The following is a 26,785-nucleotide window of genomic DNA, read 5'->3' on the forward strand; positions in this document are numbered from 1 at the left end:
CTCCATCATGTCTATTCCCATACGCCTCATCGTGGGATTGGGTAACCCCGGTCCTGACTACGAAACCACCCGGCACAATGCCGGTTTTTGGCTGGCCGACCATCTGGCGGACGATCTGCGCACTTCTTTTGCGCTTGAGAAGTCATTTTTCGGCATGGTGGCCAAGTCGCGCCTGGGCGCGGACAACGTGCTGCTGCTCAAGCCCAACACGTATATGAACCGGTCCGGCCAAGCGGTTGGCGCGCTGGCGCGCTTCTACAAGTTTGAGCCTGAGCAAGTGCTGGTGTTGCACGACGAACTGGATCTTTTGCCCGGCCAGGTGAAGCTCAAGCAAGGCGGCGGCCACGCGGGTCATAACGGTCTGAAAGATATTCAAGCGGTGCTGGGCAGTCCCAATTTCTGGCGACTGCGCATTGGCATCGGCCATCCGCGTACATTGAATCTGGCTCAACAAGTGGCGGACTTCGTGCTGCATCCGCCGCGCCGTGAAGAACAAAAAGAGATCGAAGCCGTGATCGACCGCTGCCGTGCCGTCGTGCCAGCAATGTTGGCTGGCGACTTCGCGCTGGCTACGCGTCAGCTGCATAGCGGCAACACGGCCTGATGACTGATAACCGCCAGTCTCCCGCCCGATCGAAGACGCGCTTTCGCAGCGAGATCGTCGACTTCTGGCGTTTTATTCGCCACCCGCATCCTGTTTCAAGGCTGCCCGGACGCGCGGCAAGCAGTGGGCTGGTGGCGGACTGGTGGCCGGGTATCACGCCTGGGCGGCTGTTTGCCTGGGCCGCGCTGCTCTGGGCGGTGAATCTATTTGCGCTTGGCCCTGTCGCCGTGGCCGCCGCCGGAATGGCAGGCGTAACTCACCGGCTGGACCCGGCAAATATCCCGTGGCTGACTGCTGTGTTGTGGGCGCCGCTGGTCGAAGAGATGTTGTTCCGCTACGGGTTGCGGCGGCCGCGCCAAGCGCTGTGGCTGATCCCGGCGATGCTGCCCGTGGTGCTGTGGGGGCCCAAGCTCTGGACAGGGCTGTTGCTGGCCGCATTCGTGATCCTGGCATGTTGGGGCGCCCGTCACCGCGCCGAGCCCCTGAAGGGCTGGGATACGAACTGGCGGCGCTACTATCTGAACCACTATGGATGGGTGTTTCATCTGGTCGCCCTGACATTTGCAGCCGTTCACTTGACCAATTTTGTCTACGGCAAGGTGCCTTACTGGTTACTGCCCTTGTTGGTGCTGCCGCAATGGCTGACCGGACTGGTGCTGGGCTGGATGCGGGTGCGGCGCGGCATTGGCGCCGCCATGCTTTTGCACGCGACTTTCAACGCCGGCCCCATTTTGATGATCTGGGCCATCATGCGCTGGGTCCCTGCGGCCGCAAGTTAGCGGGGCCGCATCCCCGGCGTTGACCGAAGAAGCCATTCGGCCAGCCGGGGTAAACTAGAACGTTAACGATCAATACCGTACTTACACAGGATTCCCATGGCTCTGCAATGCGGCATCGTCGGCCTGCCCAACGTTGGCAAATCGACACTCTTCAATGCTCTGACCCGCGCCGGCATCGCCGCCGAGAACTATCCGTTCTGCACCATCGAACCCAACGTCGGTGTGGTCGAAGTGCCGGATCCGCGTTTGCAGAAGCTGGCTGAAATCGTCAAGCCCGAACGCATCTTGTCCGCCACCGTCGAATTCGTCGACATCGCGGGTCTGGTCGCGGGCGCAAGCAAGGGCGAAGGTCTGGGCAACCAGTTCCTGTCCCACATCCGCGAAACCGACGCCATCGTCAACGTGGTGCGCTGCTTTGAAGATCCCAACGTGATCCACGTGGCCGGCAAGGTTGACCCCATTGCCGACATCGAAGTCATTGAAACCGAGCTGGCGCTGGCCGACTTGCAGACCGCCGAAAAGGCGCTGCAACGTCACCAGAAGACCGCGCGCTCCGGCGACAAGGAAGCGCAGCGCATCGTGGCCGTGCTGGAAAAGTGCATCGCCCAATTGAACGAAGCCAAGCCGATTCGCGCACTGGACCTGACGACGGAAGAACAAGCCGACATCGCCCAGCTGTGCTTCATCACCGCCAAGCGCGCGATGTACGTGGGCAACGTGGCTGATGATGGCTTCACCAACAATCCGCTGCTGGACCGCCTGACCGAATTCGCCGCTGCCCGCAATGCGCCGGTCGTGGCTATCTGCGCCGCCATCGAATCCGAAATCGTTGATCTGGACGACGCAGACCGTCAAGCCTTCCTGTCCGACATGGGCATGGAAGAGCCGGGCCTGAACCGTCTGATCCGCGCGGCCTTCAAGCTGCTGGGCCTGCAAACCTATTTCACCGCTGGCGTGAAGGAAGTGCGCGCCTGGACGGTGGCCATCGGCGCCACCGCGCCGCAAGCCGCAGGCGTCATTCACACCGACTTTGAACGCGGCTTCATCCGCGCGCAAACCATCGCGTATGAAGACTTCATCGCCTACAAGGGCGAGCAGGGCGCCAAGGAAGCAGGCAAGATGCGCGCTGAAGGCAAGGAATACATCGTGCAGGACGGCGATGTGATGAACTTCTTGTTCAACGTCTAGTGCCATCAGGCCCTGGGCCTGAGCACGCATAAAACAAAGCTCTCCGCAGATATTGCGGAGAGCTTTTTTTATCTTCAGGGATTGCCTGTTCCCCAACGCTTGGGCGACCAAGACATCGCTTCGGGCTGACCACTCATCGATACCGAGCGCGAATTCAGAAATTTCCTACTGACTAGTGTCAATCAGATCTCTATAGTGGTGCGCTTCCGTCGCGAATCGCCTGCGGACTGCGCAAGTCCGGGCAACGATGGGCAATTGATGTCATCAACAAGTGATCAGAGAGATATGAAAGCCTGGGCAGTCCGCATTGTGTGCGTGAGCTTGACGCTGTGCGCGCTGCTTCTGGTGTCCACCTCCTGGACCGGTCCGCACTTCGGATTGTGCGAACAGGATCGCGCAGCGGCACACTAGGCGCTCTTGCCGCCCGCCGCGGTCAGGAAATTCTCTTCCAGCACGCTCAGGACGCGATTCAGCGTATCGATATCGGCGCCTGACAATCCCTTTAGCGACTCTTCGAAGAACGCCGCACGTTTGGGCAAGGCCTGGTTCACGACGGCCTGGCCGGCGGGTGTCAGGGTGGCGTTGGTCAGGCGGTTGTCTTGCGCGTCCACCGCGCGTGCAATCCATCCCAGTTTTTGCATTGCCTGCAATTGACGCGTCAGCGACGCGGGGTCCAGCCGGCAACGTTCCGCCAGATGCTTTTGCGAGCATTGGCCGCATTCATGCAAAGCCAGCAGGATGCGCCAGCGGGGCAGGGCGTGGCCCACTTTGCTGCTGAACGCGCTTTGCATGACGCGGTAGGTCTGCCCCATGTGCTGGATGACTTGCAGACCTTGTTGTTGTTTGGGCAAAAGCTACTCTCCGACGCTGGCGGGCTCTGGTTTCGGAGCCCGGGCCAATTGCACCAGGGGTACACGCCGCACGCACCATAGCGCGAAGATGGCGACGGCCAGAGCGATAAGCTGCCCTTCATGAATGGCGCCTACCAACGCGACCCGTGCAATCTCTATCAACGACGTTCCGTCCTGGCCTTGATGCGCCAATTGTGCCAGGAACTGCGTTTGCGCCGCCGGGTTGACCAACATCTGCGGATCGTTGAGTTCCGGCAGCCATTGTGCCGAAGCGCCGCGCAGCGTGGATTCGACGCCGTTGAAATAGCTATGGCTGACCATGGTGCCCACCACTGCCGTGCCCAACATGCCTCCGATCATTCGCAGCGACTGAAGTAGCGCCGTCGCGATGCCCAGGTGCGTACGGCCCGCTGTCTGCTGCGCGAACACGGTCAGGTTGGGCATGATGAACCCCATGCCCAGGCCCGCCATCATCATGTAGAAGGCGATCAGCGTGTGCGAGGTGTAGCTGTGCGTGGTGACAATGCCCAGACAGGACAGCGCCATCAGCAGAAAGCCCGCGTACAGCATGCGGTTGGGATTGCGGATGCGCGTGATGATGCGGCCATTGATGATGCTGCCCACGGTAATGAAGACAACCAAAGGGGTGATCAGCATGCCGGCGTCTTGTGGCGACAAGCCGAAGCCGCCTTGCAACAGCAGCGGCGCGTAGAACAGCAGCGAATACATGGTCACGCCCACCAGCAGGGCCAGCGTGAACAGTGTCGCCAGACCGCGGTTGCGGAACATATCCAGCGGAAGCAGGGGGTGCGGGCAGCGTTTCTCCCACCAGTACAGCAGGGCGAAGGCGGCAACGCTGCCTGCGCCCAGCAGAATGATCATGCTGCTCACGCCTTCCTTGGGCAGCAGTTCCACCAGCAGTTGCAGGCTGCCCAGCGCCAGCGCAATCAGCAGCGCGCCTTGCCAGTCCAGCCGGACCTTGCCAGCGGTATGGTTGCGCAGGTGGGGTAGATAGCGCGAGACAAACCACAGCCCCAGTATGCCGATCGGCAGGTTCACATAGAACACCGAACGCCAGCCGTAGTGCTCGGTCAGTGCGCCGCCCAGCGTCGGGCCGACCGCGTTGGCGATGCCGAAGGCGGAACTCAGCATGACCTGCCAGCGCAGGCGCACGTGGGGATCGGGGAACAAGTCGGGAATGGAGGCGAACGCCGTGCCCACCAGCATGCCGCCGCCTATGCCTTGCAGCGCGCGCGCCAGGACCAGCGTGAACATGCTGTTGGCCGCGCCGCAAAGCACCGATGCCAGCGTAAACAGGATGATTGCCGCCACGACGAAAGGCTTGCGGCCGTAGTAGTCGCCCAGGCGCCCGAAGATCGGCACGGTGATGACGGACGTCAGCAGGTAGGACGTGGCGACCCATGCGTACAGCTCGAAGCCCTTCAATTCGGCCACGATGGTGGGCAAGGCGGTCCCCACCACCGTCTGGTCGATCGCGACCATCATCATGACGAAACACATGCCCAGCATGGCGAGCAGCGTTTGCCGGAAGGGAAGCATCTGGCCGGGCGAGTGAGGGGTGCTGGGGGCGGGGGCGGACATTGTTGGATGCATCAATGATTGATAGATCAATTATTCTAGTCCTACAATCCGCCAGACAGAAAGCCGTCAGCTTTGCAGACGGGTGCAGGCATGGCCGGGGACAAAGCGAGCGGTTTTTGTCACGCGCCAAGCAAAGATGAATTTGCGCATTTCTGTAGTCAATACGTGCAAAAAACCTGTGCGGCGAGACAGCTTTTTGTGTCTTTCCCTGACATGGCATCGCGAACCCGGCCCGATTTGTTACGATAGCGAAATCTGCACGCAGGTCATACTTGCGTCTTCAGCAGGCCTTTCCTCAAGGTGTTCCTTTTTGTCATGGCGCCGCAGCCCCAAGCTCGGCCGGAGACAGGACTCGCCCTTAAAGGCAGACAGCATCATTACCGGATGATTTTTCAGCCGGAAAAGCACCTCCCCCGCGCTTGGCGCGGTGGGTGGCATTCAAGGATTTCCAGTCGAGGTACCGACGGGGCGGCAATGAAAACGTGGTTCAAGCGCATTTTGATAGGCCTGGTGGTGTTGGTTGTCGTGGCCGTCGTTGGCCTGGCCATCTTCTTGCTGACGTTCGACCCCAACGCGTACAAGTACAAGCTGGAAGAGCTTGTGCAGGAACGCTATCACCGCACCCTTACGATCGACGGCGAGATCGAGCTCTCGCTCTTTCCGCGCATCGGCTTGTCGGTGCAGGGCGTGTCCCTGTCCGAGCCCAATAGCACGGATACCTTCGCGTCCATTGAAAGCACTCGCCTTGCGGTAGCCGTGTGGCCGTTGCTGTCCAACAGCTTCGTCGTGGACCACGTGGCCATCAGTGGTTTCAAGGCCCGCGTCGTCCGCAACAAGGACGGGCAGTTCAATTTCAGCAATCTGGTGGGAGGCACTGAGGCGAACACCGCTGCACCCTCCAATCCCGCCGAAGCGCTGGTGGGCGCGGCCCAGACCGCGGCTCAGGCCATTACCAGTGGCAACCTGCCGGCGTCGCGCAACAATATGCAGATCGACATCGCGGGCCTGGACCTGAAGGATGGCGAAGTGCAGTTGCAGGATGCCATTACGGGTATGGCCGTTGCGGTTACTAAGATCAACGCGAACACTGGCCGAGTCACTTTCAATCAACCATTTGATGTTCGTCTGACGGCGCGTGTCGAAGGCGGCGATCCGCGTGTTGATGCCAATTTGACGGGGCAAGCCCTGTTGACTCTGGACCCGTCCGCCAAGCGGTATGCGGCTCAGAAGCTGGATTTGCGCATGGACGGAAAGCTGCCCGGCGCTGAAGCCAAGAGCCTCGCCATGCGCGGCAACCTGGCGTTCAACGGCCAGAAGTCGGCATTGGACGTGGCTGGCCTGGAAGTCGTCTTCCAGGGCGACATCACCGATCCTGCTGCGCGTGCAACCAATGTGGAAGCCAGCGTGGCCATGCCCAAGCTGTCGATTGATCCGCACAAGAGCCAATTGCAGATTGAAAAGCTTGCGGTGCGCGCCAAGGGCGGCTCGGCGGACGGCCCGTTTGAGCTGGCAGTTGATGCGCCTGCGCTGAATATTTCGCCGGCTTCGGCCACGGGCGAAGCCCTTACCGGACGCGTGCGTATCAGTGGCCTGGATGCCAGTTTTGGCCTGAACGGCATTAGCGGCAACGCCGGCGAGCTGGACATCCGGGAAGCCAAGCTAGATAGCACCTCCAAGAACGGCGAGCGCGTGGTCAAGCTGAACTTTGCGTCGCCTTTGACGTTGAACCTGCTGCAACGCAGTGGCGGCCTGTCTGCTTTGCGCGGTGATGTGAATATCACCGACCCCGGCCTGCCCAAGGGCAGCCTGCAAATTCCCGTGATCGGCAGTCTGGCCGTGGATTTGCTGAAAGATCGTGCCACCAGCAAGATCAACGCCGTGCTCGAAGGCGGCAAGTTCGACCTGAGCGCCGACATCACCAAGCTGTCCGATGCGCCGCTCGTGAGTTTTGCACTGGCGGTAGACACGCTGGATCTGGATAAGCTGGTGCCGCCGGTGGCGGCTGCTGCGCCCAAGGCGCCTGCCGACGGCAAAAAGGACGAGAACAAGCCCGCGCAACCTGCGCCGGCGGCGCCTGCGGATGATTCGATCAATCTGTCTGCGCTGGTTGGCCCTAGCGTCAACGGTACGCTGAAGGTTGGCAAACTGGTCGTGCGCGGCCTGAAGGCCGACGATGTGGCCGCGGTCGTCAAGCTGGATAAGGGCAAGCTGGAAATCTCCAGCCTGACCGCCGGTCTGTACGGCGGCAAGCTGGCGGGCGCTTTGTCGGTGGATGCGGCGCAGGGCAACCAACTGGCCACCAAGATGTCGTTGGCAGGCATCACGATTGAACCGCTGCTGATGGATCTGGCGCATCAGAACGTACTGAGCGGCACGGGCAGTCTGGCGCTGGATCTCAAGACCGCGGGCGCCAATGTCTATGCCATGAAGAGCGGGCTGGGCGGCACGCTGCAATTGCGCTTGCGCGATGGCGCGGTCAAGGGCATTAACCTGACCCAAACGCTGCGCGAGCTGAAGGCGGCTTTCAAGCCGGAATCGCAGGACGAGACCGTTGCGGCCGATACGGCCAAGCAAACGGAGTTCTCCGAGATGGATGCGGACCTGGCCTTTGCCAAGGGTGTGGCCTCTGTGAAGCGCCTGAATGTGGTGTCGGCACTGCTGCGTGTGACGCAAGGCGATCCTGCCACCATTGACTTCGTCAAGAGCGAGCTGGATCTGGTGGCGCGTGCGCGTGTCGTCAATCCTGCTGCTGACCCCGAAGGCAAGGAATTGATCGACCTGAAAGATGTGACGATCCCCGTGCATGTAAAGGGGCCGTTCGACAAGCCCACATATACGGTGCTCTGGAAGGACGCGATTGGCGGCATACTCAAGCGCAGCCTGGAAAACAAGCTGCGCGAGGCCGTGGTTGGCAAGGGCAAAAATGGCGCCGCCGTGGATAAGGCGTTGAAGGGATTGCTGGGCAAATGAGCACCGAATCCTTTCAGCCCATCGCTGAATGCGGCGTCACGCCACAGGCATCTGCTGCCGCCTATCACCGCCAATGGCTGATCGCCAATGATTCGGGCCAGTGGCTCAATCGCGAGCTGTGTCCCAAGCTGGCCGACGTGTCGGTGGAGTTGCGCTTGGGATATCTTGTGTTGAAAGCGCCGGGCATGCTGCGTATGGATATCCCGCTGGACGTCATCGAAGATGACGACAGCGTGCGCTACAGCATGAAGGTCGGTGCTGAGACCATCGATGTGGTCGATGAAGGCGAATTGGCCGCAGCCTGGATTTCCAACTTCGTCCAGGTGCCTTGCCGGATCATGAAGGTGCATCCCGATACCCCCGTGGCCGTCTGGCCTGCCTGATCCTGCAAGGTTCAGGCCGCAGGGTTAAGCGACGCTGCGGGCTCGCTTGTATTCAAACGCGGTGTGAGCCAGCAGGCCCGCCGCCAGGCCCCAGAAGGCCGATCCAATTCCCCAGAAACTGAAGCCCGATGCCGTTGCCAGCAAGGTGATGAGCGCGGCTTCGCGCCGCTGCGGGTTGACCATCGCAGCGGCCATGCCGCCCATGATCGTGCCCAGCAGCGCCAGGCCGGCCAGAGCGGCAAGCAGGGCGGCTGGCAAAGCCTGGAAGAAGACCGCCACGGCGCCTGCCACGACGCTCAGGCCCACGTACCCCAGTCCGTAGGTGGCTGCCGCGATATAGCGTTTGCTGGGGTCGGGATGAGCCTCGGGACCGGTGCAGATGGCGGCGCTGATGGCGCCCATGGTCACGCTGTGCGCGCCGAAAGGCGCAGCCAGCAGTCCTAACAGGCCGGTGGCTGCCACGACGCGCGACGCGGGGGGGCGATAGCCTGCCGCTTGCAGAATCGCCAGGCCAGGCAGGTTTTGCGATGCCATGGCGACAACGAACAGCGGAATACCCAGGCTTACCGCCGCCTGCGCGCTAAAGACTGGCGTGGTCCAGACGAATTCCGTGAGCTGCCAGTTGAGCAGGTTGAGCTGGATCAGGTCCAGCGCAAACGCCAAACCGATGGCAACCACCATCACCACCAGCACGGCGTAGCGCGGCGCCCAGCGCCGGCACAGCAGATAGGTGGCGCACATCACCAGGACCAGCACAGGCTGCTTGCCGATATTGCTGAAAATGCCCATGCCGAAGTTGAGCAGCACGCCAGCCAGCATGGCGGCGGCGATTTCGCCCGGGATTCGTCGCAAGATGGGATCTATCCAGCCGAATAGCCCGCAGATCAAGGTCAGGGCGGCTGCCAGCACGTAAGCGCCAATCGCTTCGTTGAAGGGGACGCCGACCAATGCGGTCACCAGCAGTGCCGCGCCGGGCGTTGACCAGGCCATGACAATCGGCAGGCCCGTACGCAGGCTGTAGAACGCGCCGCCAAAACCGAACGCCAGGCTGAGGGAGCCGATCCAGGAGCCGATGCGCGCCGCATCCAGGCCCGCTGCGTGCCCGGCCTGCACCATCAGCACGGCGGTTCCGCCAAAGCTGACAAGCACCGCAACCAGACCAGCCGCGATCGCCGACGCGGAAATGTCGCGGCGGGCGTGGTGGGTACCTGAGGGGATGTGGATGCCAGCTTGCGTGGTGTCGCTCATGCAGCACCGGTCAGGCGGCGGTATTTGGCCATGAGCTGCTCTTGGCCTTCGTTCCATTGCGGGTGCAGTTCTATGCACTCGACCGGACAGACCACCTTGCATTGCGGCTCGTCGTGGTGCCCGACGCACTCGGTGCATTTGTCGGGATCGATGACGTAGTAGTCCTCACCCATGGAAATTGCGTCGTTCGGGCACTGAGGCTCGCAAACGTCGCAATTGATGCATTCTTCGGTGATGGTCAGAGCCATGATGGGCAGCGGTGTAGAGCCTGGGGCGCTGCCATTGTACTGCCGGGCCGGAAAGCGCAAGAAGGGCGCGATATCGCGCCCTTCAGGGGATGGAGCAGCGCCGGACGTTCAGCCCGGCCAGGACTGTTCGCGCCGTTCCTTGGCTTTTTCTTGCAACCAGCGTTCAACCGACGGGAACACGAACTTGCTGACGTCGCCGCCCAACTGGGCGATTTCGCGCACGATGGTGCCCGAGATGAACTGGTATTGGTCCGACGGCGTCATGAACAAGGTTTCGACGTCGGGCAGCAGATGGCGGTTCATGCCGGCCATCTGGAATTCGTATTCAAAGTCGGACACGGCGCGCAAGCCGCGCACGATGACTCGGCCGCCTTGGTCGCGCACAAAGTCTTTCAGCAGGCCGCCAAAGCTTTGCACTTCCACGTTGGGATAGTGTCCCAACACCTCGCGCGCGATTTCCACGCGTTCGTCGATGCTGAAGAAGGGCTTCTTGTTGCGGCTTAGGGCGATCCCCACCACGACTTTGTCGAAAAGCGTGGCTGCACGGCGGACCAGGTCTTCGTGACCCCTGGTCAGCGGGTCGAAAGTGCCGGGATATACAGCGATGATCATGCGAGCTCCATACCGTTATTTGTGGTGTACACCATCCTCCGAAGCTCGGATTATTGATCTATTTCCGCAATGCAGCAAATTCCAGCAGATGGTAGTGGACCGCGCCTGCCTTATCTTGCCGCAAGATCTGGAAACCTTCGGGCGCTTCGAGGGGGGCTTCCGCCTCAACGTAGACTAGCCCATGCTCGCTCAGAATGCCTGGCAGGATCGGCCACAGGCGCGGCAGCCAGCCTTGTCCGAAGGGCGGATCAAGCATGATCAGATCAAATCGGGACGCATCCATGCGTTCCGCGACCTGCATGGCGTCGCCCACATGGATGCGTATCATGTCGGCTTTAAGCTTATCGCGCAGTGTCCGCAGGGCGGACGCGGCGGTCTTGTCCCGCTCTACCATTTGCACATGCGCCACGCCGCGCGAGGCCGCCTCGAAGCCCAGGGCGCCGCTGCCGGCAAAAAGATCCAGCACCTGTTTGTCGGAGAATTCGCCGGCCCACAAGTGATGCAACCAGTTGAACAGTGTCTCGCGGACCCGGTCGGGCGTGGGGCGCAGCGTCTCCACGTCGGGTACGACGATGGGAGTGCGCCTGTATTGGCCCCCGACGATACGAATATACTTGTTACCCATGTTTAGCCGCTTCTTCAAGAAAAAAACTCCTCCGCCCGCCGCCCCGGCCCAGCCCGCGCCGCCGCCAGAGGTCGTAGACGCCGTTGTGGCGCCTGCCGAATCCGTTGCCGCGCCGGTCGTTCCGGTTGCGGCTCCGCCTGCGCCTGTGCTTCGTCCAGAGGCCGTTGCACCGGTTGCAGCGCCGATTTCCACGCCTGCTCCGGTTGCGCCGCCAGCGGTGACGCCGGCGTCTGCGGCCGTCGCCGCGCCAGTGATCGAACCAGCTTCAGCGCCTGCTCCGGTTGCAGCACCGATTTCGACGCCAGCGCCGGTTGAGGCTGCTGCGCCCATTCCGACGCGAACTGCTGCGCCGGTCGTTCCGCAGGCTCCGATCTCAGCACCCGCTACAGCTCCGATTGCAGCGCCTGTTTCGGCCGCCGTACCCGATCCGGCTCCAATTCCAGCGCCAGCACCGGTCCCAGCACCCGCTACAGCTCCGGTTTCAGCGCCTGTACCGGCCACAGCATCCGCACCTGCGGTTGTGCAGACGCCTGTCACGGCTCCAGTCCCGGCCCCCGTCGCCGAAGCGCCCAAAAAGGCGTCCTGGCTGTCCCGCTTGAAGCAGGGTTTGTCGCGCACCGGTCAAAGCATTGGCGGCATCTTCATCGGCGTCAAGGTCGACGAAAACCTGTTCGAGGAACTCGAATCGGCGCTCATTATGGCCGATGCGGGTCTGGAAGCCACCGAGAAGCTCCTGACCGCACTGCGTGCCCGGGTCAAAAAAGAGCGCATCGAAGACCCCGCGCTGGTCAAGACGGCCTTGCGCCAGTTGCTGGCCGACCACCTGCGCCCGCTGGAACGCGCGTTCAATCTGACGAGCGCCAAGCCGCTGGTTGTCATGATTGCAGGCGTGAACGGCGCAGGCAAGACGACATCGATTGGCAAGCTGGCCCACACTTTCCAACGCCAGGGGGCAAGTGTATTGCTGGCCGCTGGCGATACCTTCCGCGCGGCCGCCCGCGAGCAGCTTGTGGAATGGGGCAGCCGGAATAACGTCAGCGTGATTTCGCAGGATGGCGGTGATCCGGCCGCCGTTGCGTTTGATGCTGTCAACGCAGGCCGCGCGCGCGGCATGGGCGTGGTGATGGTGGACACGGCGGGCCGCTTGCCCACGCAGTTGCACCTGATGGAAGAACTGAAAAAGATCCGCCGCGTCATCGGCAAGGCGGACGCGTCCGCCCCGCACGAAGTGCTGCTGGTGGTGGACGGCAACACGGGTCAGAACGCGTTGGCGCAGATCCGCGCATTCGATGCGGCGATCACGCTGACAGGGCTGGTCGTGACCAAGCTGGACGGCACGGCCAAGGGCGGCACTTTGGCCGCCGTTGCTGCGGGCAGCCAGGGCGTGCGTCCGATTCCGGTGTATTGGATTGGCGTTGGCGAAAGTCTGGAAGACTTGCAGCCTTTCGTCGCCGACGAGTTCGCGGCGGCTTTGCTGTCCGATTAAACCCTTTGCGGGGCAAAAAAAAACGGGATGGCGCGTGAGCGCTATCCCGTTTTTTCATCTGCGTAAGGCCTTACCGCCAGAACGGCTTGCTGCGCGCCAGGTCGTCGAACGCTTTTTGCGCCTCTACGGCTAGCTCTTCCAAGCGTGCGCTGATCCAGCCCAGTGCGAACCAGGCTTGCGGATGCGTGGCCGTACACGACTCGTAATAGTCGCGGGCGACAGCCAGGTCATTGATCTCGCCTAGCACGTCCTGCACCTTGGACAGCAGTTTGCGATAGCTGCGCAGTTTGGCCGAGGGCAACAATGACTCTGCGAAGGCCAGGCAGTAGCGCAGGCGCTTGCCTCGTTTGCGCAGTTCGTGGCGCGTGGGGATGTCCAGCGTTGCGAATTGCGTGCCCTGGTCAGCCACTTTGCTGTGCCAGCGATGCAGGCGCCGGGCGATCAGCTTGTGCAAGTGTTGCGGGTCGGGTTCGGGCGCCAGCATCGGAATGATGGTGGGTTTAATGCTCGGGCCAGCCACGCCGCCTTCCAGCCGGATAGCGGGTTCAGGTGCGGCGTCGCTGGGCATGCCGTTGGCGATCGCCTGCCCGTCATTTGAGGGCAGCGCGGACGGCACGTCCAGGCTCCATTCCAGGAGTTCCAAAAGCCAGGCCTGGAAGGCTTTGCCGCCTGCAATGGCTTGTGCGTCCTGTTCGGGCGGCTCGGCTTCCATCGGGATGACGGGCATACCCGCGCGAATCAGCGCGGGCGCCACGGTTTCGTTCAACACGTCTTGATCGCGGTTGGCGCCGAATGCGGCGAAATGCGCGCGCACGCCTTGCAGCATGGCGTCCGGCACGGGTGCGATCCAGCCGTCAAAGAGTTTCCAGGCGGAACGCAAGCGGCGTATGCCCACACGCAACTGATGCACGTGTTCGGAATTGCCCGCGCGGTACACCCCTTCGGTATCGACCTCGGCCAGGACCGAGGCATTGCGTGCGATCTGATCCAGGCATTCCGCAGCGATACGGCCCATCGCTTGCGCGGGTGTCATGTCATCACGCAGCTTGACGCCAGCCGCGCTGCGCGGCGCCCAGAATTGGGCAATGGCTTGGGCGCGGCGGGCTTCCAGATCGTCGCCGGCAACGGCGTCCACATCGGCCAGCCGCTGCGCCAGCTGGGCAAGGGCATCGCCGCGTTCGGACTTGCTGCGCGGGTCCAGCACCAGGCTGTGGCGTTGCTGCCAGCCGCGAGCAGTGGCGAAGATAGCAGCGGGGCGCCCCGAAACCAATTCGAACTCCAGTTCCGAGATTGGCAGCTCTAGCGCTCCCGCACGCAAAATGCCGGTGTCGTAGGCCAGTTCCACGGTGCCGAACCGAGTGCGGACTTTGCGCAGCAGGCGCAGTACGTCCGTTTCATAGCGCAGGCCCAGTTCGCCCTTGATGGCGGACAACGCGGCTTCCACTTCGGTGCCGGCATATACGGACAGATCCAGTACGGGGCCGGGGCGGGGGTGGTTCAGTTCAATGCGGGTGATGGCGTTGATGCCAGGCATCTTCAGGGTCTGCACCCAGTCGGAGCCTTCCTGACGTAAGCGGATGGCAATGCGCGCCCGCGCAAGTTCGCGTTCGGGCGTATCGAAATACATGGCATGCAAACGGATGCGCGTGGCTTCGCGTTGCTTGATCTCGCGCAGCACAGCCTGGCGCGAAGCCGTCGGCACGTGCAGTTTCAATTCCTGTTCCGACATGGCAATGGGTGTCCAACGGCAAAAGCCGAGATCTTAATCAACCAAGGGGTGCGATTTGATGACGGGTCATATTTTGTTCACATTGAGCATAGACGCGATCCCCGTTGATGAACAAGTGGCCCCATGCCCAGGCGGCAATGCAGGCGGCGCTTGCAGAAAAAAGCGCCGCCCTTTTCGGGGCGGCGCCAAGGAGCGCTGGTCAGGGGAAAACCGAACAGCGTAAAACAGGGACGTGCTTCAGAGAATGCGTTTGCGCGCCTGGGTAATGATGATTTCGGCCAACACGACGACCACAAAGATGGCGGCCAGCACCAGCGCAACGCGATCCCACTGGAACAGGTTCAGCGCGGTGTCCAGCGCCATGCCGATACCGCCTGCGCCGACCAGGCCCAGCACCGCAGACTCGCGCACGTTGATGTCCCACCGCAGCAGCACAATGGACCAGAACGCCGGGCGGATCTGCGGCCAGTAGGCATACCAGAGCACGGAAGCTTTGCTGGCCCCTGTGGCGGTCACGGCTTCGATCGGGCCGCGCTGGGCTTCCTCGATGGCCTCGCCCACCAACTTGCCTACAAAGCCAATCGAGCGGAACGCGATAGCCAGCGTGCCCGCCAGCGCCCCAGGCCCGAAGATGGCGATGAACAGCAGCGCCCACACCAGCGAATTGACCGAACGGCTGGACACCAGGATCAGCCTGGCCAGCATGTTGATGGTCTTGCTGGGCGTCAGGTTGTTGGCCGCCAGCAGACCCACCGGCACGGCCATGAACACCGACAAAATGGTGCCGAGCGTGGCGATGTGCAGCGTCTCGATCAGCGCATTGTGTACGCCACCCGGGTAATAGGCCCAATCGATCGGCCACATGCGGCGGAACAGGTCGGCCATTTGCTCGGGGGCGTCATACAGGAACTCCGGTATGACCTCGACGCCACGAATCGCTTGGACGATGGCTGCGACGACCAGCAGGTACAGCGCAAAGCGCAGCAGCCGCTGGCCCATGCTGTAGCGCTGCCAGACTCGCGGCGATCCCGCGGGGTTCAGAGTGGAGGTATGGGCGTTCATTCGTCCACCTCCGCCTTGCGTGCCACCTTCGGTTTGCCCGCGCTGATACCGCGCGCGCCAGCGAATCGGCCTTGCAGGATACGGTCAAAGCCCAGGTTGTCCAGGAACACGGCGCGCACGAAGCTCGCGATGATTTCGCCCAGCATGATGATGGCGATCAGGGTCAGCAAAATGGCGCTGACAAAGTCGTAGTCAAAGCGCTGGAAGGCCGAGAAGAGCGTTCCGCCCACGCCGCCCGCGCCCACGATGCCCACCATGGTGGAATTACGCAGGTTGGAGTCGAATTGGTAGGTCGCAAAGCCGATAAAGCGCGCAAATACCTGCGGCAGCACGCCAAAGATGATGACGTTGGCAAACGACGCGCCGGTCGCGCGCACGGCTTCCACCTGCTTGAGCGAAATCTCTTCAATGGCTTCCGTGAAAAGCTTGCCGATGAAGCCGATGGACGCCACGGTCAGCGCCAGAATGCCAGCCAGCGCGCCAAAGCCCACGGCCTTCACGAACAGGATGGCGACGATGACCGGGTGCAAGGCGCGGCACAGCGCGACAAGCGAGCGCGCGGGCCAGGACACCCAGGCGGGCATCATGTTGCGCGCACCCAGCAGGCCGATGGGCAGGGCAAGCAGAATGCCCAGCACTGAAGCCAATGCCGCAATTTCCAGGCTTTCCGCGATGCCCTTCCACAGGGTGGCGGGCTTTTCGAAATTGGGCGGGAACATGCGCGCCAGAAATGTGGAGGCGTGTCCCATGCCGGTTTCAAAGCGCGCCCAGCTGAAATCCAGTTGGGCTGCGGCATAAATCGTATAGACCACCAGCAGCACCAAGCCCGCCTTGGCGCGCCCGGACATTGCAAAGGGGCGGTTGCCCCGGGGTTGCGTCATTCCAGCCAAGACTCGCCTCCGTAGATCGTCTTGAGCATGGTGGCGTCCAGCCCCTGGCCATTGCCGTCATAGACCACATGCCCGCCGGACATGCCGACGATGCGGGTGGCGTAACGGCGGGCCAGTTCGACGTCGTGGATATTCACGACGACTGGGATGCCGGTGGCGTTGCCCTGGGCGGACAGCAGTTCCATGATTTCGACCGACGTCTTGGGGTCCAGCGACGACGTGGGTTCATCTGCCAGCAGCAGTTGCGGGCGTTGCATCAGTGCGCGGGCGATACCCACGCGTTGACGCTGGCCGCCCGACAAGGCATCAGCGCGCTGGTCTGCAAAACCCGCCAGGCCGACCGTATCCAGCAGCTTGTAGGCGTGCTCGATGTCTTCGGGATCGAAGCGGCGCATCCATGCCTTGATGGCGGACGTATAGCCCAGCCGGCCTGTCAGCAGGTTTTCCATCACGGTCAGGCGTTCAACCAGGTTGTATTCCTGAAACACCATGCCGATGCGCCTGCGCGCACGGCGCAGCGCCGCGCCACGCACGCGGGCCAGGTCCACGGCGCCATCCTTGGATTGCAGCACGATCTCGCCCTGGGTGGGTTCGATCAGCCGGTTGATGCAGCGCAGAAGCGTGCTTTTGCCGGTGCCGGAAGGGCCAATGATGGCCGTCAGGCCCTGGCCTGCGATTTCAAGGTCAATGCCGTTCAAGACCGGCCGGCCGGCCCGGTATTCTTTGACCAGGCCGGAAATGCGTAGCGACGTCGTCATGCTGATTTACTTCTTGCTCTTAGCGGATTCGCGGTCGTAAGCGGCGCGGTTGAAGCTTTCACCACCCGATTCCGCAACTTGGCGGACGATGGCCCAGTCTTTCTGGTAGGTCACCGGATAGAAGCGGTCGGCTCCGTCGAAGGCTTTCGACATTTCTGCGGGGAAGCGGTAGTCGTAGAAGCACTTCAGCATCTGGTCGCGGAATTTCGGTTCCAGGTCATGCGCGTACGCGAATGACGAGGTGGGGAATTTCTCGCTCTTGTAGATCACGCGGAAATCGGCTTCCTTGACCTGGCCGCGTTCAACCATGCGTTTGAAGACGTCGGATGCAACGGCTGCCGCGTCGTAATCGCCGGAGTTCACGCCCATGACGGACTGGTCGTGCTTGCCGGAGAAGACCACCTTGTAGTCCTTGTCGGGCGTCAGGCCTTCCTTGGGGAACAGTGCGACGGGCGCCATGTGGCCGGAGTTGGACGAGGGCGCAGTGTGCGCCAGCTTCTTGCCCTTCAAGTCGGTCAGCTTTTGATAGGGGCTGTCTTTCTTGACGATGACGATCAGGTTGTAGCCCTGAAATCCGTCGGCATATCCCTTGACGGCAAACGGCACGGCGCCAGCGATGTTCACGGCGAACGCAGTCGGGCCTGTCGAGAAACCGCCTACGTGCAAGCGGCCCGAGCGCATGGCCTCGATTTCGGCGGCGTTGCTTTGCACTTGATAGAACACGACGCGCTTGCCCGTGCATTCGGACAGGTGCTTGGTGAACGGCTTGAAGATGTCTTCGTAGACTGCGGGGTCTTCGACGGGGGTGTAGGTGAACACCAGCGTGGACGGAGTCTTGAGCTTGGACGCGTCGGTGGGGGGATCGGCCACCAGGTCGTTGTTCGCGTCGCAATACATTTGGTCCAGATCACCCCGGTTGGCGCAGGTGTCGGCGGCGAAGGCGGCGGAACCGCTAAAAGCGAATGCGGCCACGGCGGCCGCTTGCAACAGACGCAAAGCGTGCATTGTTTGTCTCCTCTTATGGGATGAATTTGAATATTTCCTGAATTCAAACACACAAGAGGGGACATGCACACTTGGGAAAGTCCCTGCCTTTCTTTTCGCCTTTTGTTCGAATTGTTCGCTTTATGTTCGTTTATTTGCGATCAGTGCGGAGGGCAGCTAGCTGCGGTAGCCCAGCTTGCGCGAAATCTCTTGCGCGCAGGCCAGCAGGGGGCGCGCAATCGTGCCGTCCCAGGACACGTCGAACAAGCCGGTGGGACCCAGGCTGGTCAGACCCAGGACGATGCTGCCGGTGTTATCGAACACCGGTACCGACAGCGCGTCTACGCCGGGCAGCGGGTTGCCCAGCGCGCGCGCCATGCCGTGCACGCGGATGTCAGCCAGTTGCGCCTCGATGTTGGCGCGTGATTCCTTGCGGGGGGGCGGGACGCTGGCAATCACCGCGGTGTCGCCTTCTTCGCGCGCAATGTAGTGCTCGCTGACCTTGGGCGGCAGCCACGCCGCAAATACGAGGCCGGTCGCGGTGTGCAGCATGGACATCACGGTGCCCTTGCGCATGTTCACGTGCACCGGATAGCTGGCTTCGGTCATGTGGATCATGGTGGGGCCGTGGGAGCCCAGCACCGCGATGCCCAGCGTGTGGCCAATTTCGGATTGCAGCTTGGCGATTTCCGGCATGGCGATGCGCACCGGATCAAGGCGTTGCAGACTGACCAGACCCATTTGCAAGGCAAACGGACCCAGTTCGTACTGGCCGGTGATGGCGTCCTGTTGCACCAGGCCGACGCGGATGAAGCTGACCAAATAAGGGTGAGCCTTGGCGGACGTCATGCCGGCGCCTGCGGCCAGATCGCGCAAGGTCAGAGGCTTGCCGGCGTCGACCAAGGCGGCCAGCAGCGGTACGCCGACTTCGATGGACTGAATGCTGCGGCGGCCATCATTGGCGGCGGAGGCGGTGGGGGTTTTGGATGTGGCCACGGTGTGCGGACCTTCAGGCCGGCTGGGCTTGGGAGGGTTGCGGCGCGGCGCGGGCGGCCAGCAGCCGGTCGGCCATTTCGACAAAGCCCGCTCCGCCATGAAAAGCGGCAACAAAGGCGGGCCGGTGCGTCAAACGGTGCAACTGAGCTTGGATGTTGGCCACCCCGACCGAGATCGGGAAGTACGCGAACATCGGCTCGTCGTTGGGCGAATCGCCGATGAAGAGCGTGCTGTCCAAGGCGCCCGCCACGTCCGCGCCGAATTCGCGCTGGAACATGGTGCGGGTCATGGTGAGCTTGTCGTAGTCGCCAAACCACCCGTTCACGTGAATCGAGCTGACCTTGGCCTGCGCTCCGGCGTCATGAAAGATCTGCACGATCTTGCTGATGGCTGAATCGGGCAGGGCAGGCACATCTTCACAGAAGTCGATCGCCAGATCGGCCACCCGGTAGTCCTGATCGCTGGCCACGGCAGCGCCGGGCACTTCGGTCAGAACACGGTCGCGGATGGCGTCCAGCTGCTTGCGGCTGGCCAGGCGCGAGGCGGCGTCGGTCCAGTAATGCGTGGTCATGCGGCGGGCCTTGCGGTCATACGCGTAGTAGAACGCGCCGTTTTCCCCAACCACGGCGCGCACTGGCCACATACGGGCAATATGGTCGCACCAGCCAGCGGGGCGCCCGGTGATGGGCACGACCTGGATGCCAGCCTGTTCCAGACGCTCCAGCGCGGCGTAAGCGTCGGCCGGCAAGCGGCCCTCGGTAGTCAGCGTGTCGTCGATGTCGGTAAGCACAACACGAACCGCCGACGCGACGGTCAAAGGCATGGCCGCAAGGGCTTGCATGGGGTTTTTCCTCGATTTTTGCTGCCGGGCCGTCCCAAGGCAAAACGTGTCTCCCAGGGGGGACAGCAAGCCGAAGGCGCAGCGTGGAGGCGTAATTTTATAGGGGGATCTCCGGGCGAAAGTTTAACCGGATGGCCCCCTTCAGGAGGGAGCGCCGGACCCCGATAGGGGTTCTGGCGCCAGGGGCGGTAAAATTCGGGCTTTCCCGTCTGGTTTGCGTGCCCGCCATGTCCGTCCAGTTGTCCTCTTTGCCCGGCTCCGAGCCGGAATCCTTCGGTATCGCTTCTGTTGCCGAAATCATCGCCGAGCTGCGCGCCGGCCGTATTGTCATTCTGGTTGACGAAGAAGATCGTGAAAATGAAGGCGACCTGGTCATGGCCGCCGAATTCGTCACGCCTGAAGCGATCAACTTCATGGTGACTCACGGCCGCGGCCTGGTTTGCCTGACTCTGACCGAAGAGCGCTGCCGCCAGTTGGAGCTGCCGATGATGGCGGCCCGCAATGGCACGCGATACGGCACTAATTTCACCCAGTCCATCGAGGCTGCCGAAGGTGTGGAAACCGGCATTTCGGCCGCTGACCGCGCCCGGACCATTCAGGTAGCCGTGGCGCGCGACGCCAAGCCGGCGGATCTGGTGCAGCCTGGTCACATTTTCCCGGTGCGCGCCGTGCCCGGCGGCGTGCTGGTGCGCGCGGGCCACACCGAAGCGGGTTGCGACCTGACCGCCATGGCCGGGCTGACGCCCGCTGCGGTGATCTGCGAGATCCTCAAGCCTGACGGCACGATGGCCCGCCTGCCGGATCTGGTGCAATTCGCCCGCGAGCACAACCTGAAGATCGGCACCATCGCTGACCTGATTCAGTACCGCAGCGAGCATGAGTCCATCGTCAAACGAGTGGGCAAGCGCCAAATGGAGACGGCCTGGGGCACTTTCGAGGCTGTGGCCTATGAAGACGGGGCCACTGGCTCCGCGCATTTGGCGCTGGTGCATGGTAACGTGAGCCCCGATGTAGAGACGTTGGTGCGCGTGCATGAGCCCGCATCCGTGCTGGATGTGCTGGATACCGGCGCAAGCCCGCACAGCTGGGGTGTCGCCCAAGCCCTCCAGGCCATTGCGGCTGCCCCGGCAGGCGTGCTGGTGTTGATGAACTGCCAATCGTCTACTGAACACCTGTTTGCCCAGATTGCCGGCTGGAGCGATCAGAAAGCCCAAGCCAACGCCGCCAACGCGGATCGTTTCGGGCTGCGCACCTACGGCATTGGCGCCCAGATTCTGCGCGACCTGAATGTGGGCCAGATGAAGCTGCTGGCCCGGCCGCGCAAGATGCCCAGCATGGCAGGCTTTTCGCTCACCATTACGGGTTACGATTGCGACCCGCTGAATACTCCCGCAACACACTGAAGGCCGACACATGAACCCTTACATTCTTACCCCCGACCTGAACGGCGAAGGGCTGCACATCGGCATCGTACGCGCCCGCTTCAATGAAGAGATCGGCCAGGCCGAACTCGAAGCGTGCCTGAAGGAATTGGCCGAACTGGGCGTGGACGAACGCGACGTGATGGTCGCCACGGTTCCCGGCGCCCTGGAACTGGGCGTGGCCCTGTCCCACATGGCCGAAACCTTCGAATTCGACGCTTTGATCGCGCTGGGCGCCGTCATCCGCGGCGAGACCTATCACTTTGAAGTGGTCAGCAATGAAATGGCCATGGCAATCACCCGTATCTCCTTGGAAACCGGCGTCCCTGTCGCAAACGGCGTGCTGACCGTCGACACCGACGAGCAGGCGCAAGCCCGCGCCGCCGGCAAGGGCCGCGATTGCGCTCAGGTAGCCGTTGAAATGGCCAACCTGGTGGCGGCTCTGGAACCCGAGGAAGAAGACGAAGACGACGAAGACGACGAGGACGAAGATTTTGACGACGAAGAAGACGACGACAAGCGCTGATAGCGCGGCGCAAGCCCGCGCCAGCGCGCGCAGTGCCCGCCGCCGTGCACGCGAATTCGCGCTGCAAGGCGTTTACGCATGGCTGCTGCGCGGTGGCGAAGGCACGCAAGACGCCGGCGAGATCGATGCCCATTTGCGCGACACCGAGGATTTTTCCGAGGCTGACGCGCAGTGGTTCAAGACCTTGTTGCACGGCGTCCTGCGCGAAGCGCCCGCTCTGCGCGAACGTTTCACGCCTTACGTCGACCGCCCGCTGGTCGAGTTGTCGCCCGTTGAACATGGCATCCTGCTGATCGGCAGCTTCGAACTGATTCATCACGTCGAAGTGCCGTACAAGGTTGCCATCAACGAAGCCGTTGAGCTCGCCAAGTCGTTTGGCGGCACCGATGGCTTCAAGTTCGTCAACGGCGTGCTCGATAAGCTGGCTGCCGACGTGCGCGCCACCGAGGTTCAGGCCGCGGCGCAGCAACGGCGTTAAACCGGGCTTGCCAGGCTCCGAAGGGGTCAGGCGCATGCCGCCCTGCGCGCACCTTATCCGGTGCGGCAGGCGTGGTCTGCGCCTGACCCCTTCGGCTTGTTCAACGCTGGCCAATGCGCCGGCCTATCGGAGTTGCCGTGGCGTCCGAATTTGATCTGATCGCGCGCTATTTCACCCGAGCCGCTCCCGCTGGCCTGCTGGGCGTGGGAGACGACTGCGCGCTGTTTCCCGTGCCGCCCGGCGAACAGGTCGCCACCAGCACCGACCTGTTGCTGGAAGGCCGCCACTTCTTTCCCGACGTTGATCCCCGTGCGCTGGGGCATAAAGCGCTGGCCGTGAATCTGTCGGACCTGGCCGCCATGGGCGCACGCCCGATCGGGTGCGTGCTGGGGCTGGCTTTGCCGCGGCTGGACGAGCCCTGGCTGGCCGCTTTCGCCGAAGGCTTTCATACCTTGGCCGCGACGCATGGCTGCCCGCTGATCGGCGGCGACACTACGCGTAGCGCGCATGATCTGGCGATCAGTGTCACGGTGTTTGGCGCCGTGCCCGCCGGTCTGGCCTTGCGCCGTGATGGCGCTCAGGCCGGTGACGACATCTGGGTGTCGGGAGAGCTGGGCGCGGCCGATGTGGCCTATCGCCTGTTGGATGGCCAGTATCCCGCCGATGCGGCTTTGCTGGCCGCAACCCGTGGCGCGCTGGAATGGCCGCAGCCCCAAGTGCCGCTGGGCTTGGCGTTGCGCGGCATTGCTCATGCCGCCATCGATTTGTCTGACGGCCTCTTGCAGGACCTTGGCCATGTTCTGAACGCCAGCCGGCTTGGCGCCTGCCTGCACTATGCGCAGATGCCTGTCAGCGCCGCCTTGGCGGCCCTGGCCGATGCGCCGCAGCGACGGGCCGTGCTGGGCGGGGGCGACGTTTATCAGTTGTGTTTTACGGCGCCTCCCGCGCGCCGGGAGGCCGTGCTGGCCGCGGCAAAGTCGGCGGGTGCGCGCGTGACCCGTATTGGCCAGACCCTGCCGCAGCCAGGCCTGTCCGTGCTGGACGGACAGGGGCTGCCGCTGGCCGATCTGCCGGCGGGTTTTGATCACTTTCCCGCGGCCTGATCCGCCGCCTGACTCTTACAACGGCCCAGGAACGCCATGTCTCCCTCTGAAAAGCCATCGATCTCCATGCGCGAACGCTCGCGGGCTGTGTATCCCTCGCTGTCTTGGGTGTGCCGGGACCCTGGGCGTCTGATCGCTTTTGGCCTGGGCAGCGGCTTGATCCGGCCTGCCTCGGGCACCTGGGGCACGCTGCTGGCCTGGGGCATCTGGGTGGCCGCTGCGCCGGCCGCATCAGACCTGGCCATTGGCATCTTCCTGGCGCTGGCATTTTTGTATGGCTGCTGGGCCTGCGACCGCGTGGGCCGTGAACTCCGGCAGCCGGATCATGTCGGAATGGTCTGGGACGAGATGGTGGCGTTCTGGCTGGTGCTGTGGCTGACGCCGGCAGGATGGATGTCGCAGTTGCTGGCGTTCGTGCTGTTTCGCACGTTCGATATCGTCAAGCCGCCTCCCATCAAGTTCTTTGACGCCCATATCAAGGGCGGCTTTGGCGTTATGTGGGACGATATTTTGGCGGCCGGTTATGCCTTGCTGATCATGGCGCTGGTCGCGCGCACAGGAGTCTTGGGATGAGCGAACAACAAGAAAGCACGCGGTCCAATCTGTCGGCGGTGCAACTGTCGGAAGCGACCACTTTTGGCTTGGCGGAGCGGCTGGGCGATGCGATGCGGCGTCATGGCTGGATGCTGGGCACGGCGGAATCCTGCACGGGCGGCTTGCTGGCAGGGGCGGTAACCGCCGTGGCGGGTTCCAGCGATTGGTTCGACCGGGGTTTTGTCACCTACAGCAACGAGGCCAAGGTGGCCGAGTTGGAAGTGTCGCCCGATGCCCTGCATCACTTTGGCGCGGTGAGCGAACCCGTTGCGCTGGAAATGGCCAACGGCGTGCTGCTGGCGGTGCCCGGTGCGCACGTGGCCGTGTCTACCACCGGTATTGCAGGCCCGGGCGGCGCGACCCCGGGCAAGCCGGTCGGCATGGTGTGTTTCGGTTTTGCGATGCGGGTGGGCGACGGCATCAGCAGCCGTGCCGTGACGCACGTTTTTCCAGGCGACCGCGCACAAGTGCGGTTGGCTGCGGTGGAGTTTGCGCTGCGAGGATTGCTGGAGTTCGTCGGCGCCCCGGTCAACCGTAGGTGAGGAGCCGCGCTCGCGAGCCGTCAAAAAACACGGCTTGCGAACGCGTTTCACCCGCCGTGCCGCGCTTTAGCGCAATCAGCGAACCGCGTTGATCGCGTCGCGCAGGCCCATGGCCGCGCGGCCGGCGGCTTCGCGCCAGTCATCGCCGCCGCTGGCGTAGATGATGGCGCGGGACGAGTTGATCATCATGCCGCTGCGAGCCGCGTTTGCGCCGGCATTCACGGTGGCGGTGATGTCGCCGCCTTGCGCGCCGATGCCCGGCACCAGCAGGGGCAGGGCGTCGCCGATGCGCTGGCGCACGGCGGCCAGTTCATTGGGGAACGTGGCGCCTACCACCAGCCCGCACTGGCCGTTGGCGTTCCACTTGTCTGCCACCAAACCTGCAACGTGCAGGTACAGCGGTTCGCCGTTATCCATTTTCAGGAATTGCAGGTCCGAACCGCCGGGGTTGGATGTGCGGCACAGCACGATCACGCCGCGATCGCGCCAGGCCAGGTAGGGCTCGACCGAATCCAGGCCCATGTAGGGGCTGACGGTCAGCGCATGCGCCTGATAGCGTTCATAGGCTTCGCGCGCGTAGTTTTCAGCGGTGGAGCCGATGTCGCCGCGCTTGGCATCCAGCACGATGGGCAGGTCAGGATGGTTTTCGCGGATGTGCTGGCACAGCGCTTCCAGTTGGTCTTCGGCGCGGTGCGCAGCAAAGTACGCGATCTGCGGCTTGAAGCTGCAAGCGTACGGCGCGGTGGCGTCGACGATGTCACGGCAGAACTGGAAGATGGCGTCCGGCTTGTCCTGCAGTTCGCGCGGGAAGCGTTGCGGGTCGGGGTCCAGCCCCACTTGCAGCAGCGAGTTGCTGGTGGTCCAGGCGTGTTCGAGTTTTTGCAGGAAATTCATGGGGAGTTCAGTGCAGTTTGACCCGGGGGCGCGTGCGCCGCATAAGCAGGCGGGCCAGGGCCAGGGAGGCGGTACGAGAGATGCCTAGCACCGCTTTGTGGTGCATCAGGTGCAGGCTCATGTACATCAAGCGCGCCAGTGTACCGCTTACGAACAGTCCCCGTCCGGCGAGCTTGCCCATCAGGCTGCCCACGCCAGCGTCCTGGCCCAGCGACACCAGCGAACCATGGTCCTGGTAGACGTAGGGGCCAGCGGGCTCGGCGGTGTTGCGCAGACGTGCGGTGAGCTTCTTTGCCAGATAGTCGGCTTGCTGGTGGGCCGCCTGAGCGCGGGCGGGCACGGTGCGGCCGTCACGCCACGGCACCGAGCAGCAATCGCCCAGCGCCAGTATGTGCGGGTCCGCCGTTTCCAGTCGTTCGTTGACTTCCAGCTGGCCAAGCTTGTTCAGCGGCAGGCCCAGGTCGGCCAGCAGCGCAGGGCCCTTGATGCCCGCCGCCCACATGCACAACTGGGCGGGGAATTCACGGCCATCTGCCGTTTTGACGCTGTCGCCCGTCACTTCCGATACGCGGCACGAGGCTTCCACGCGGATGCCCAATTCAGTCAGCCGGTTGGTGGCCGCTTCCGAGATTTTCTCGGGCAGGGCGGACAAAATACGCGGTGCGCCTTCCACCAGCGTAATGGCCAGGTCGCGTTCGGCCTGGAAATTCGGCAGGCCATAGGCGCTGACGACGTGGCTGGCTTCAGTCAGCTCCACGGCCAGTTCAACGCCGGTTGCGCCGCCGCCCACGATCACCAGGTCCAGCCGCGCCGACGGATTGCGCACCTTGGCCAGATCAACCTGCGCCATCGCTTTGAGCATCGTCAGGCGGAATTGCTCGGCGTTTTCGGTGGTGTCCAGCGTGACGGCGTGTTCGGCCGCGCCCGGGGTATTGAAGAAGTTGGATGTGCTGCCCAATGCCAGCACCAGCGTGTCGTAGGCCAGGTCGCGGCGGGGCAGCACTTCCTGGCCCTGCGAATCGTTGACGGCATCTACGACGATTTGGCGGCGTTCACGGTCCACGCTCAAAAGCCGGCCTTGCGCGAACGAAAACCCGTTCATGTGCGCCAGCATCAGATAGGACAGGCCTTCCTGGTGGATATCCAGGGTGCCAGCTGCCGCCTCGTGCAACGAGGGTTTCCAGATATGGAACGGCCGGCTGTCGACCAGGGTGATGTGCTGGCGGCCGTGGATGCGGCCCAGTTTGGCAGCCAGTTCAAGGCCGCCGGCTCCGCCACCAACGATGACGATGCGTAGAGAGGGTGCTGACGTCGAATTAGGCATCATGGCTCTCAGTATAAATAGAGGCGCATCCCCCAAGGGATGCCAAC

At 62.9% G+C, this 26,785-nt stretch carries 28 protein-coding genes; 13 read left to right on the forward strand and 15 right to left on the reverse strand.

The genetic code is table 11. The annotated features are described in order from the left end of the window. The first annotated feature begins 7 nt into the window (after positions 1–7). The 4 genes from pth (at position 8) to RAS12_RS26570 (ending at position 2,982) form a co-directional block, all read left to right on the forward strand. Complete coding sequence (gene pth, locus RAS12_RS26555; RefSeq protein ID WP_306943088.1) at positions 8–604, forward strand: aminoacyl-tRNA hydrolase; 597 nt, start codon at positions 8–10, stop codon at positions 602–604. Further along, positions 604–1,383: a CPBP family glutamic-type intramembrane protease gene (locus tag RAS12_RS26560; protein ID WP_306943090.1), complete on the forward strand. Its 780-nt coding sequence runs from the start codon at positions 604–606 to the stop codon at positions 1,381–1,383. Before pth ends, RAS12_RS26560 begins: the two co-directional genes overlap by 1 nt. A 96-nt stretch (positions 1,384–1,479) precedes the next feature. After that, positions 1,480–2,571, forward strand: a complete 1,092-nt coding sequence (gene ychF / locus RAS12_RS26565) for a redox-regulated ATPase YchF (RefSeq protein ID WP_306943092.1) — start codon at positions 1,480–1,482, stop codon at positions 2,569–2,571. A gap of 285 nt (positions 2,572–2,856) precedes the next feature. Beyond that, the gene (locus RAS12_RS26570) at positions 2,857–2,982 is read left to right on the forward strand and encodes a hypothetical protein (RefSeq protein ID WP_306943095.1); all 126 of its coding nucleotides are present in this window, start codon (positions 2,857–2,859) and stop codon (positions 2,980–2,982) included. Here RAS12_RS26570 and RAS12_RS26575 read toward each other — a convergent pair. Both RAS12_RS26575 and RAS12_RS26580 read right to left on the reverse strand, forming a co-directional pair. Beyond that, positions 2,979–3,422, reverse strand: coding sequence for a MarR family winged helix-turn-helix transcriptional regulator (locus RAS12_RS26575; protein ID WP_306943096.1), 444 nt, complete (start codon positions 3,420–3,422; stop codon positions 2,979–2,981). The two genes, RAS12_RS26570 and RAS12_RS26575, sit on opposite strands and share 4 nt — an antisense overlap. Positions 3,423–3,425: 3 nt before the next feature. Then, a complete protein-coding gene (locus RAS12_RS26580; RefSeq protein ID WP_306943098.1) occupies positions 3,426–5,024 on the reverse strand; it encodes an MDR family MFS transporter in 1,599 nt (532 codons plus the stop codon). A gap of 474 nt (positions 5,025–5,498) precedes the next feature. On the opposite strand from RAS12_RS26580, the gene RAS12_RS26585 reads away from it, so the two are divergent. Further along, a complete protein-coding gene (locus tag RAS12_RS26585) occupies positions 5,499–7,994 on the forward strand; it encodes an AsmA family protein (protein ID WP_306943100.1) in 2,496 nt (831 codons plus the stop codon). Further along, positions 7,991–8,377: an MOSC N-terminal beta barrel domain-containing protein gene (locus RAS12_RS26590; protein WP_306943102.1), complete on the forward strand. Its 387-nt coding sequence runs from the start codon at positions 7,991–7,993 to the stop codon at positions 8,375–8,377. Before RAS12_RS26585 ends, RAS12_RS26590 begins: the two co-directional genes overlap by 4 nt. A 24-nt stretch (positions 8,378–8,401) precedes the next feature. Here RAS12_RS26590 and RAS12_RS26595 read toward each other — a convergent pair whose 3' ends face one another. The 4 genes from RAS12_RS26595 to rsmD form a co-directional block, all read right to left on the reverse strand. Next, a complete protein-coding gene (locus tag RAS12_RS26595) occupies positions 8,402–9,625 on the reverse strand; it encodes a benzoate/H(+) symporter BenE family transporter (protein ID WP_306943104.1) in 1,224 nt (407 codons plus the stop codon). Continuing rightward, positions 9,622–9,873 carry a YfhL family 4Fe-4S dicluster ferredoxin gene (locus RAS12_RS26600; RefSeq protein ID WP_306943107.1) on the reverse strand — a complete coding sequence of 84 codons (252 nt, stop codon included), beginning with the start codon at positions 9,871–9,873 and terminating at the stop codon, positions 9,622–9,624. The genes RAS12_RS26595 and RAS12_RS26600 overlap by 4 nt, the downstream gene beginning before the upstream one ends. Before the next feature lie 108 nt (positions 9,874–9,981). Then, positions 9,982–10,485 carry a pantetheine-phosphate adenylyltransferase gene (gene coaD / locus RAS12_RS26605; protein WP_006227601.1) on the reverse strand — a complete coding sequence of 168 codons (504 nt, stop codon included), beginning with the start codon at positions 10,483–10,485 and terminating at the stop codon, positions 9,982–9,984. A gap of 58 nt (positions 10,486–10,543) precedes the next feature. Then, positions 10,544–11,110, reverse strand: a complete 567-nt coding sequence (gene rsmD, locus RAS12_RS26610) for a 16S rRNA (guanine(966)-N(2))-methyltransferase RsmD (protein WP_306951629.1) — start codon at positions 11,108–11,110, stop codon at positions 10,544–10,546. A 436-nt stretch (positions 11,111–11,546) separates the two neighbouring features. Here rsmD and ftsY point away from each other — a divergent pair, with 436 nt between their 5' ends. Beyond that, positions 11,547–12,596 (forward strand): signal recognition particle-docking protein FtsY, encoded by a 1,050-nt coding sequence (gene ftsY / locus RAS12_RS26615; RefSeq protein ID WP_306951631.1) that lies wholly within the window; start codon positions 11,547–11,549, stop codon positions 12,594–12,596. A gap of 70 nt (positions 12,597–12,666) precedes the next feature. Here the strand turns inward: ftsY and RAS12_RS26620 are convergent, their stop codons facing one another. From RAS12_RS26620 to RAS12_RS26650, 7 genes are all read right to left on the reverse strand, one after another. Further along, positions 12,667–14,325, reverse strand: a complete 1,659-nt coding sequence (locus tag RAS12_RS26620) for a CYTH and CHAD domain-containing protein (protein WP_306943109.1) — start codon at positions 14,323–14,325, stop codon at positions 12,667–12,669. Between the two features lie 237 nt (positions 14,326–14,562). After that, complete coding sequence (phnE, locus tag RAS12_RS26625) at positions 14,563–15,387, reverse strand: phosphonate ABC transporter, permease protein PhnE (RefSeq protein ID WP_306943111.1); 825 nt, start codon at positions 15,385–15,387, stop codon at positions 14,563–14,565. Beyond that, complete coding sequence (phnE, locus tag RAS12_RS26630) at positions 15,384–16,268, reverse strand: phosphonate ABC transporter, permease protein PhnE (RefSeq protein ID WP_306943113.1); 885 nt, start codon at positions 16,266–16,268, stop codon at positions 15,384–15,386. Before phnE (RAS12_RS26630) ends, phnE (RAS12_RS26625) begins: the two co-directional genes overlap by 4 nt. After that, positions 16,265–17,035, reverse strand: coding sequence for a phosphonate ABC transporter ATP-binding protein (phnC, locus tag RAS12_RS26635; protein ID WP_306943115.1), 771 nt, complete (start codon positions 17,033–17,035; stop codon positions 16,265–16,267). The genes phnE (RAS12_RS26630) and phnC overlap by 4 nt, the downstream gene beginning before the upstream one ends. 6 nt (positions 17,036–17,041) lie before the next feature. Further along, positions 17,042–18,040: a phosphate/phosphite/phosphonate ABC transporter substrate-binding protein gene (gene phnD, locus RAS12_RS26640; RefSeq protein WP_306943118.1), complete on the reverse strand. Its 999-nt coding sequence runs from the start codon at positions 18,038–18,040 to the stop codon at positions 17,042–17,044. 156 nt (positions 18,041–18,196) lie between these two features. Continuing rightward, the gene (locus tag RAS12_RS26645) at positions 18,197–19,015 is read right to left on the reverse strand and encodes an IclR family transcriptional regulator (RefSeq protein WP_306943120.1); all 819 of its coding nucleotides are present in this window, start codon (positions 19,013–19,015) and stop codon (positions 18,197–18,199) included. Between the two features lie 13 nt (positions 19,016–19,028). After that, positions 19,029–19,856, reverse strand: a complete 828-nt coding sequence (locus RAS12_RS26650; RefSeq protein WP_306943122.1) for an HAD-IIB family hydrolase — start codon at positions 19,854–19,856, stop codon at positions 19,029–19,031. Positions 19,857–20,083: 227 nt separating this feature from the next. On the opposite strand from RAS12_RS26650, the gene ribBA reads away from it, so the two are divergent. The 6 genes from ribBA to RAS12_RS26680 all read left to right on the forward strand — a co-directional run bounded on the left by ribBA (position 20,084) and on the right by RAS12_RS26680 (position 24,520). Further along, positions 20,084–21,259, forward strand: a complete 1,176-nt coding sequence (gene ribBA / locus RAS12_RS26655) for a bifunctional 3,4-dihydroxy-2-butanone-4-phosphate synthase/GTP cyclohydrolase II (protein WP_306943124.1) — start codon at positions 20,084–20,086, stop codon at positions 21,257–21,259. 10 nt (positions 21,260–21,269) lie between these two features. Beyond that, positions 21,270–21,803, forward strand: a complete 534-nt coding sequence (gene ribH / locus RAS12_RS26660; protein ID WP_306943125.1) for a 6,7-dimethyl-8-ribityllumazine synthase — start codon at positions 21,270–21,272, stop codon at positions 21,801–21,803. Beyond that, positions 21,772–22,281, forward strand: coding sequence for a transcription antitermination factor NusB (gene nusB, locus RAS12_RS26665; protein WP_306943127.1), 510 nt, complete (start codon positions 21,772–21,774; stop codon positions 22,279–22,281). The genes ribH and nusB overlap by 32 nt, the downstream gene beginning before the upstream one ends. Before the next feature lie 137 nt (positions 22,282–22,418). Beyond that, entirely contained in the window at positions 22,419–23,384 is a 966-nt protein-coding gene (gene thiL / locus RAS12_RS26670) for a thiamine-phosphate kinase (protein ID WP_306943129.1), read from the forward strand. A 66-nt stretch (positions 23,385–23,450) separates the two neighbouring features. Beyond that, complete coding sequence (locus RAS12_RS26675) at positions 23,451–23,957, forward strand: phosphatidylglycerophosphatase A family protein (RefSeq protein WP_306951632.1); 507 nt, start codon at positions 23,451–23,453, stop codon at positions 23,955–23,957. Next, entirely contained in the window at positions 23,954–24,520 is a 567-nt protein-coding gene (locus tag RAS12_RS26680) for a CinA family protein (RefSeq protein WP_306943131.1), read from the forward strand. The genes RAS12_RS26675 and RAS12_RS26680 overlap by 4 nt, the downstream gene beginning before the upstream one ends. 75 nt (positions 24,521–24,595) lie before the next feature. On the opposite strand, the gene pyrF is transcribed toward RAS12_RS26680, so the two are convergent. Together pyrF and RAS12_RS26690 are read right to left on the reverse strand one after the other, a co-directional pair. After that, complete coding sequence (pyrF, locus tag RAS12_RS26685) at positions 24,596–25,414, reverse strand: orotidine-5'-phosphate decarboxylase (RefSeq protein WP_306943132.1); 819 nt, start codon at positions 25,412–25,414, stop codon at positions 24,596–24,598. A 7-nt stretch (positions 25,415–25,421) separates the two neighbouring features. Next, on the reverse strand, positions 25,422–26,741 hold the full coding sequence (locus RAS12_RS26690; RefSeq protein WP_306943133.1) for an NAD(P)/FAD-dependent oxidoreductase: 1,320 nt from the start codon (positions 26,739–26,741) through the stop codon (positions 25,422–25,424). Positions 26,742–26,785: the final 44 nt, after the last annotated feature.

Source organism: Achromobacter seleniivolatilans (assembly GCF_030864005.1).
Classification (GTDB): domain Bacteria; phylum Pseudomonadota; class Gammaproteobacteria; order Burkholderiales; family Burkholderiaceae_B; genus Achromobacter; species Achromobacter seleniivolatilans.

What these genes read in the sequence shown, in the direction of transcription:
- pth (WP_306943088.1), top strand. Translation starts at nt 8, where the DNA reads ATGTCTATTCCCATACGCCTCATCGTGGGATTGGGTAACCCCGGTCCT.
- RAS12_RS26560 (WP_306943090.1), top strand. Translation starts at nt 604, where the DNA reads ATGACTGATAACCGCCAGTCTCCCGCCCGATCGAAGACGCGCTTTCGC.
- ychF (WP_306943092.1), top strand. Translation starts at nt 1,480, where the DNA reads ATGGCTCTGCAATGCGGCATCGTCGGCCTGCCCAACGTTGGCAAATCG.
- RAS12_RS26570 (WP_306943095.1), top strand. Translation starts at nt 2,857, where the DNA reads ATGAAAGCCTGGGCAGTCCGCATTGTGTGCGTGAGCTTGACGCTGTGC.
- RAS12_RS26580 (WP_306943098.1), bottom strand. Translation starts at nt 5,024, where the DNA reads ATGTCCGCCCCCGCCCCCAGCACCCCTCACTCGCCCGGCCAGATGCTT.
- RAS12_RS26585 (WP_306943100.1), top strand. Translation starts at nt 5,499, where the DNA reads ATGAAAACGTGGTTCAAGCGCATTTTGATAGGCCTGGTGGTGTTGGTT.
- RAS12_RS26590 (WP_306943102.1), top strand. Translation starts at nt 7,991, where the DNA reads ATGAGCACCGAATCCTTTCAGCCCATCGCTGAATGCGGCGTCACGCCA.
- RAS12_RS26595 (WP_306943104.1), bottom strand. Translation starts at nt 9,625, where the DNA reads ATGAGCGACACCACGCAAGCTGGCATCCACATCCCCTCAGGTACCCAC.
- RAS12_RS26600 (WP_306943107.1), bottom strand. Translation starts at nt 9,873, where the DNA reads ATGGCTCTGACCATCACCGAAGAATGCATCAATTGCGACGTTTGCGAG.
- coaD (WP_006227601.1), bottom strand. Translation starts at nt 10,485, where the DNA reads ATGATCATCGCTGTATATCCCGGCACTTTCGACCCGCTGACCAGGGGT.
- rsmD (WP_306951629.1), bottom strand. Translation starts at nt 11,110, where the DNA reads ATGGGTAACAAGTATATTCGTATCGTCGGGGGCCAATACAGGCGCACT.
- RAS12_RS26620 (WP_306943109.1), bottom strand. Translation starts at nt 14,325, where the DNA reads ATGTCGGAACAGGAATTGAAACTGCACGTGCCGACGGCTTCGCGCCAG.
- phnE (WP_306943111.1), bottom strand. Translation starts at nt 15,387, where the DNA reads ATGAACGCCCATACCTCCACTCTGAACCCCGCGGGATCGCCGCGAGTC.
- phnE (WP_306943113.1), bottom strand. Translation starts at nt 16,268, where the DNA reads ATGACGCAACCCCGGGGCAACCGCCCCTTTGCAATGTCCGGGCGCGCC.
- phnC (WP_306943115.1), bottom strand. Translation starts at nt 17,035, where the DNA reads ATGACGACGTCGCTACGCATTTCCGGCCTGGTCAAAGAATACCGGGCC.
- phnD (WP_306943118.1), bottom strand. Translation starts at nt 18,040, where the DNA reads ATGCACGCTTTGCGTCTGTTGCAAGCGGCCGCCGTGGCCGCATTCGCT.
- RAS12_RS26650 (WP_306943122.1), bottom strand. Translation starts at nt 19,856, where the DNA reads ATGCAAGCCCTTGCGGCCATGCCTTTGACCGTCGCGTCGGCGGTTCGT.
- ribBA (WP_306943124.1), top strand. Translation starts at nt 20,084, where the DNA reads ATGTCCGTCCAGTTGTCCTCTTTGCCCGGCTCCGAGCCGGAATCCTTC.
- ribH (WP_306943125.1), top strand. Translation starts at nt 21,270, where the DNA reads ATGAACCCTTACATTCTTACCCCCGACCTGAACGGCGAAGGGCTGCAC.
- RAS12_RS26675 (WP_306951632.1), top strand. Translation starts at nt 23,451, where the DNA reads ATGCGCGAACGCTCGCGGGCTGTGTATCCCTCGCTGTCTTGGGTGTGC.
- RAS12_RS26680 (WP_306943131.1), top strand. Translation starts at nt 23,954, where the DNA reads ATGAGCGAACAACAAGAAAGCACGCGGTCCAATCTGTCGGCGGTGCAA.
- pyrF (WP_306943132.1), bottom strand. Translation starts at nt 25,414, where the DNA reads ATGAATTTCCTGCAAAAACTCGAACACGCCTGGACCACCAGCAACTCG.
- RAS12_RS26690 (WP_306943133.1), bottom strand. Translation starts at nt 26,741, where the DNA reads ATGATGCCTAATTCGACGTCAGCACCCTCTCTACGCATCGTCATCGTT.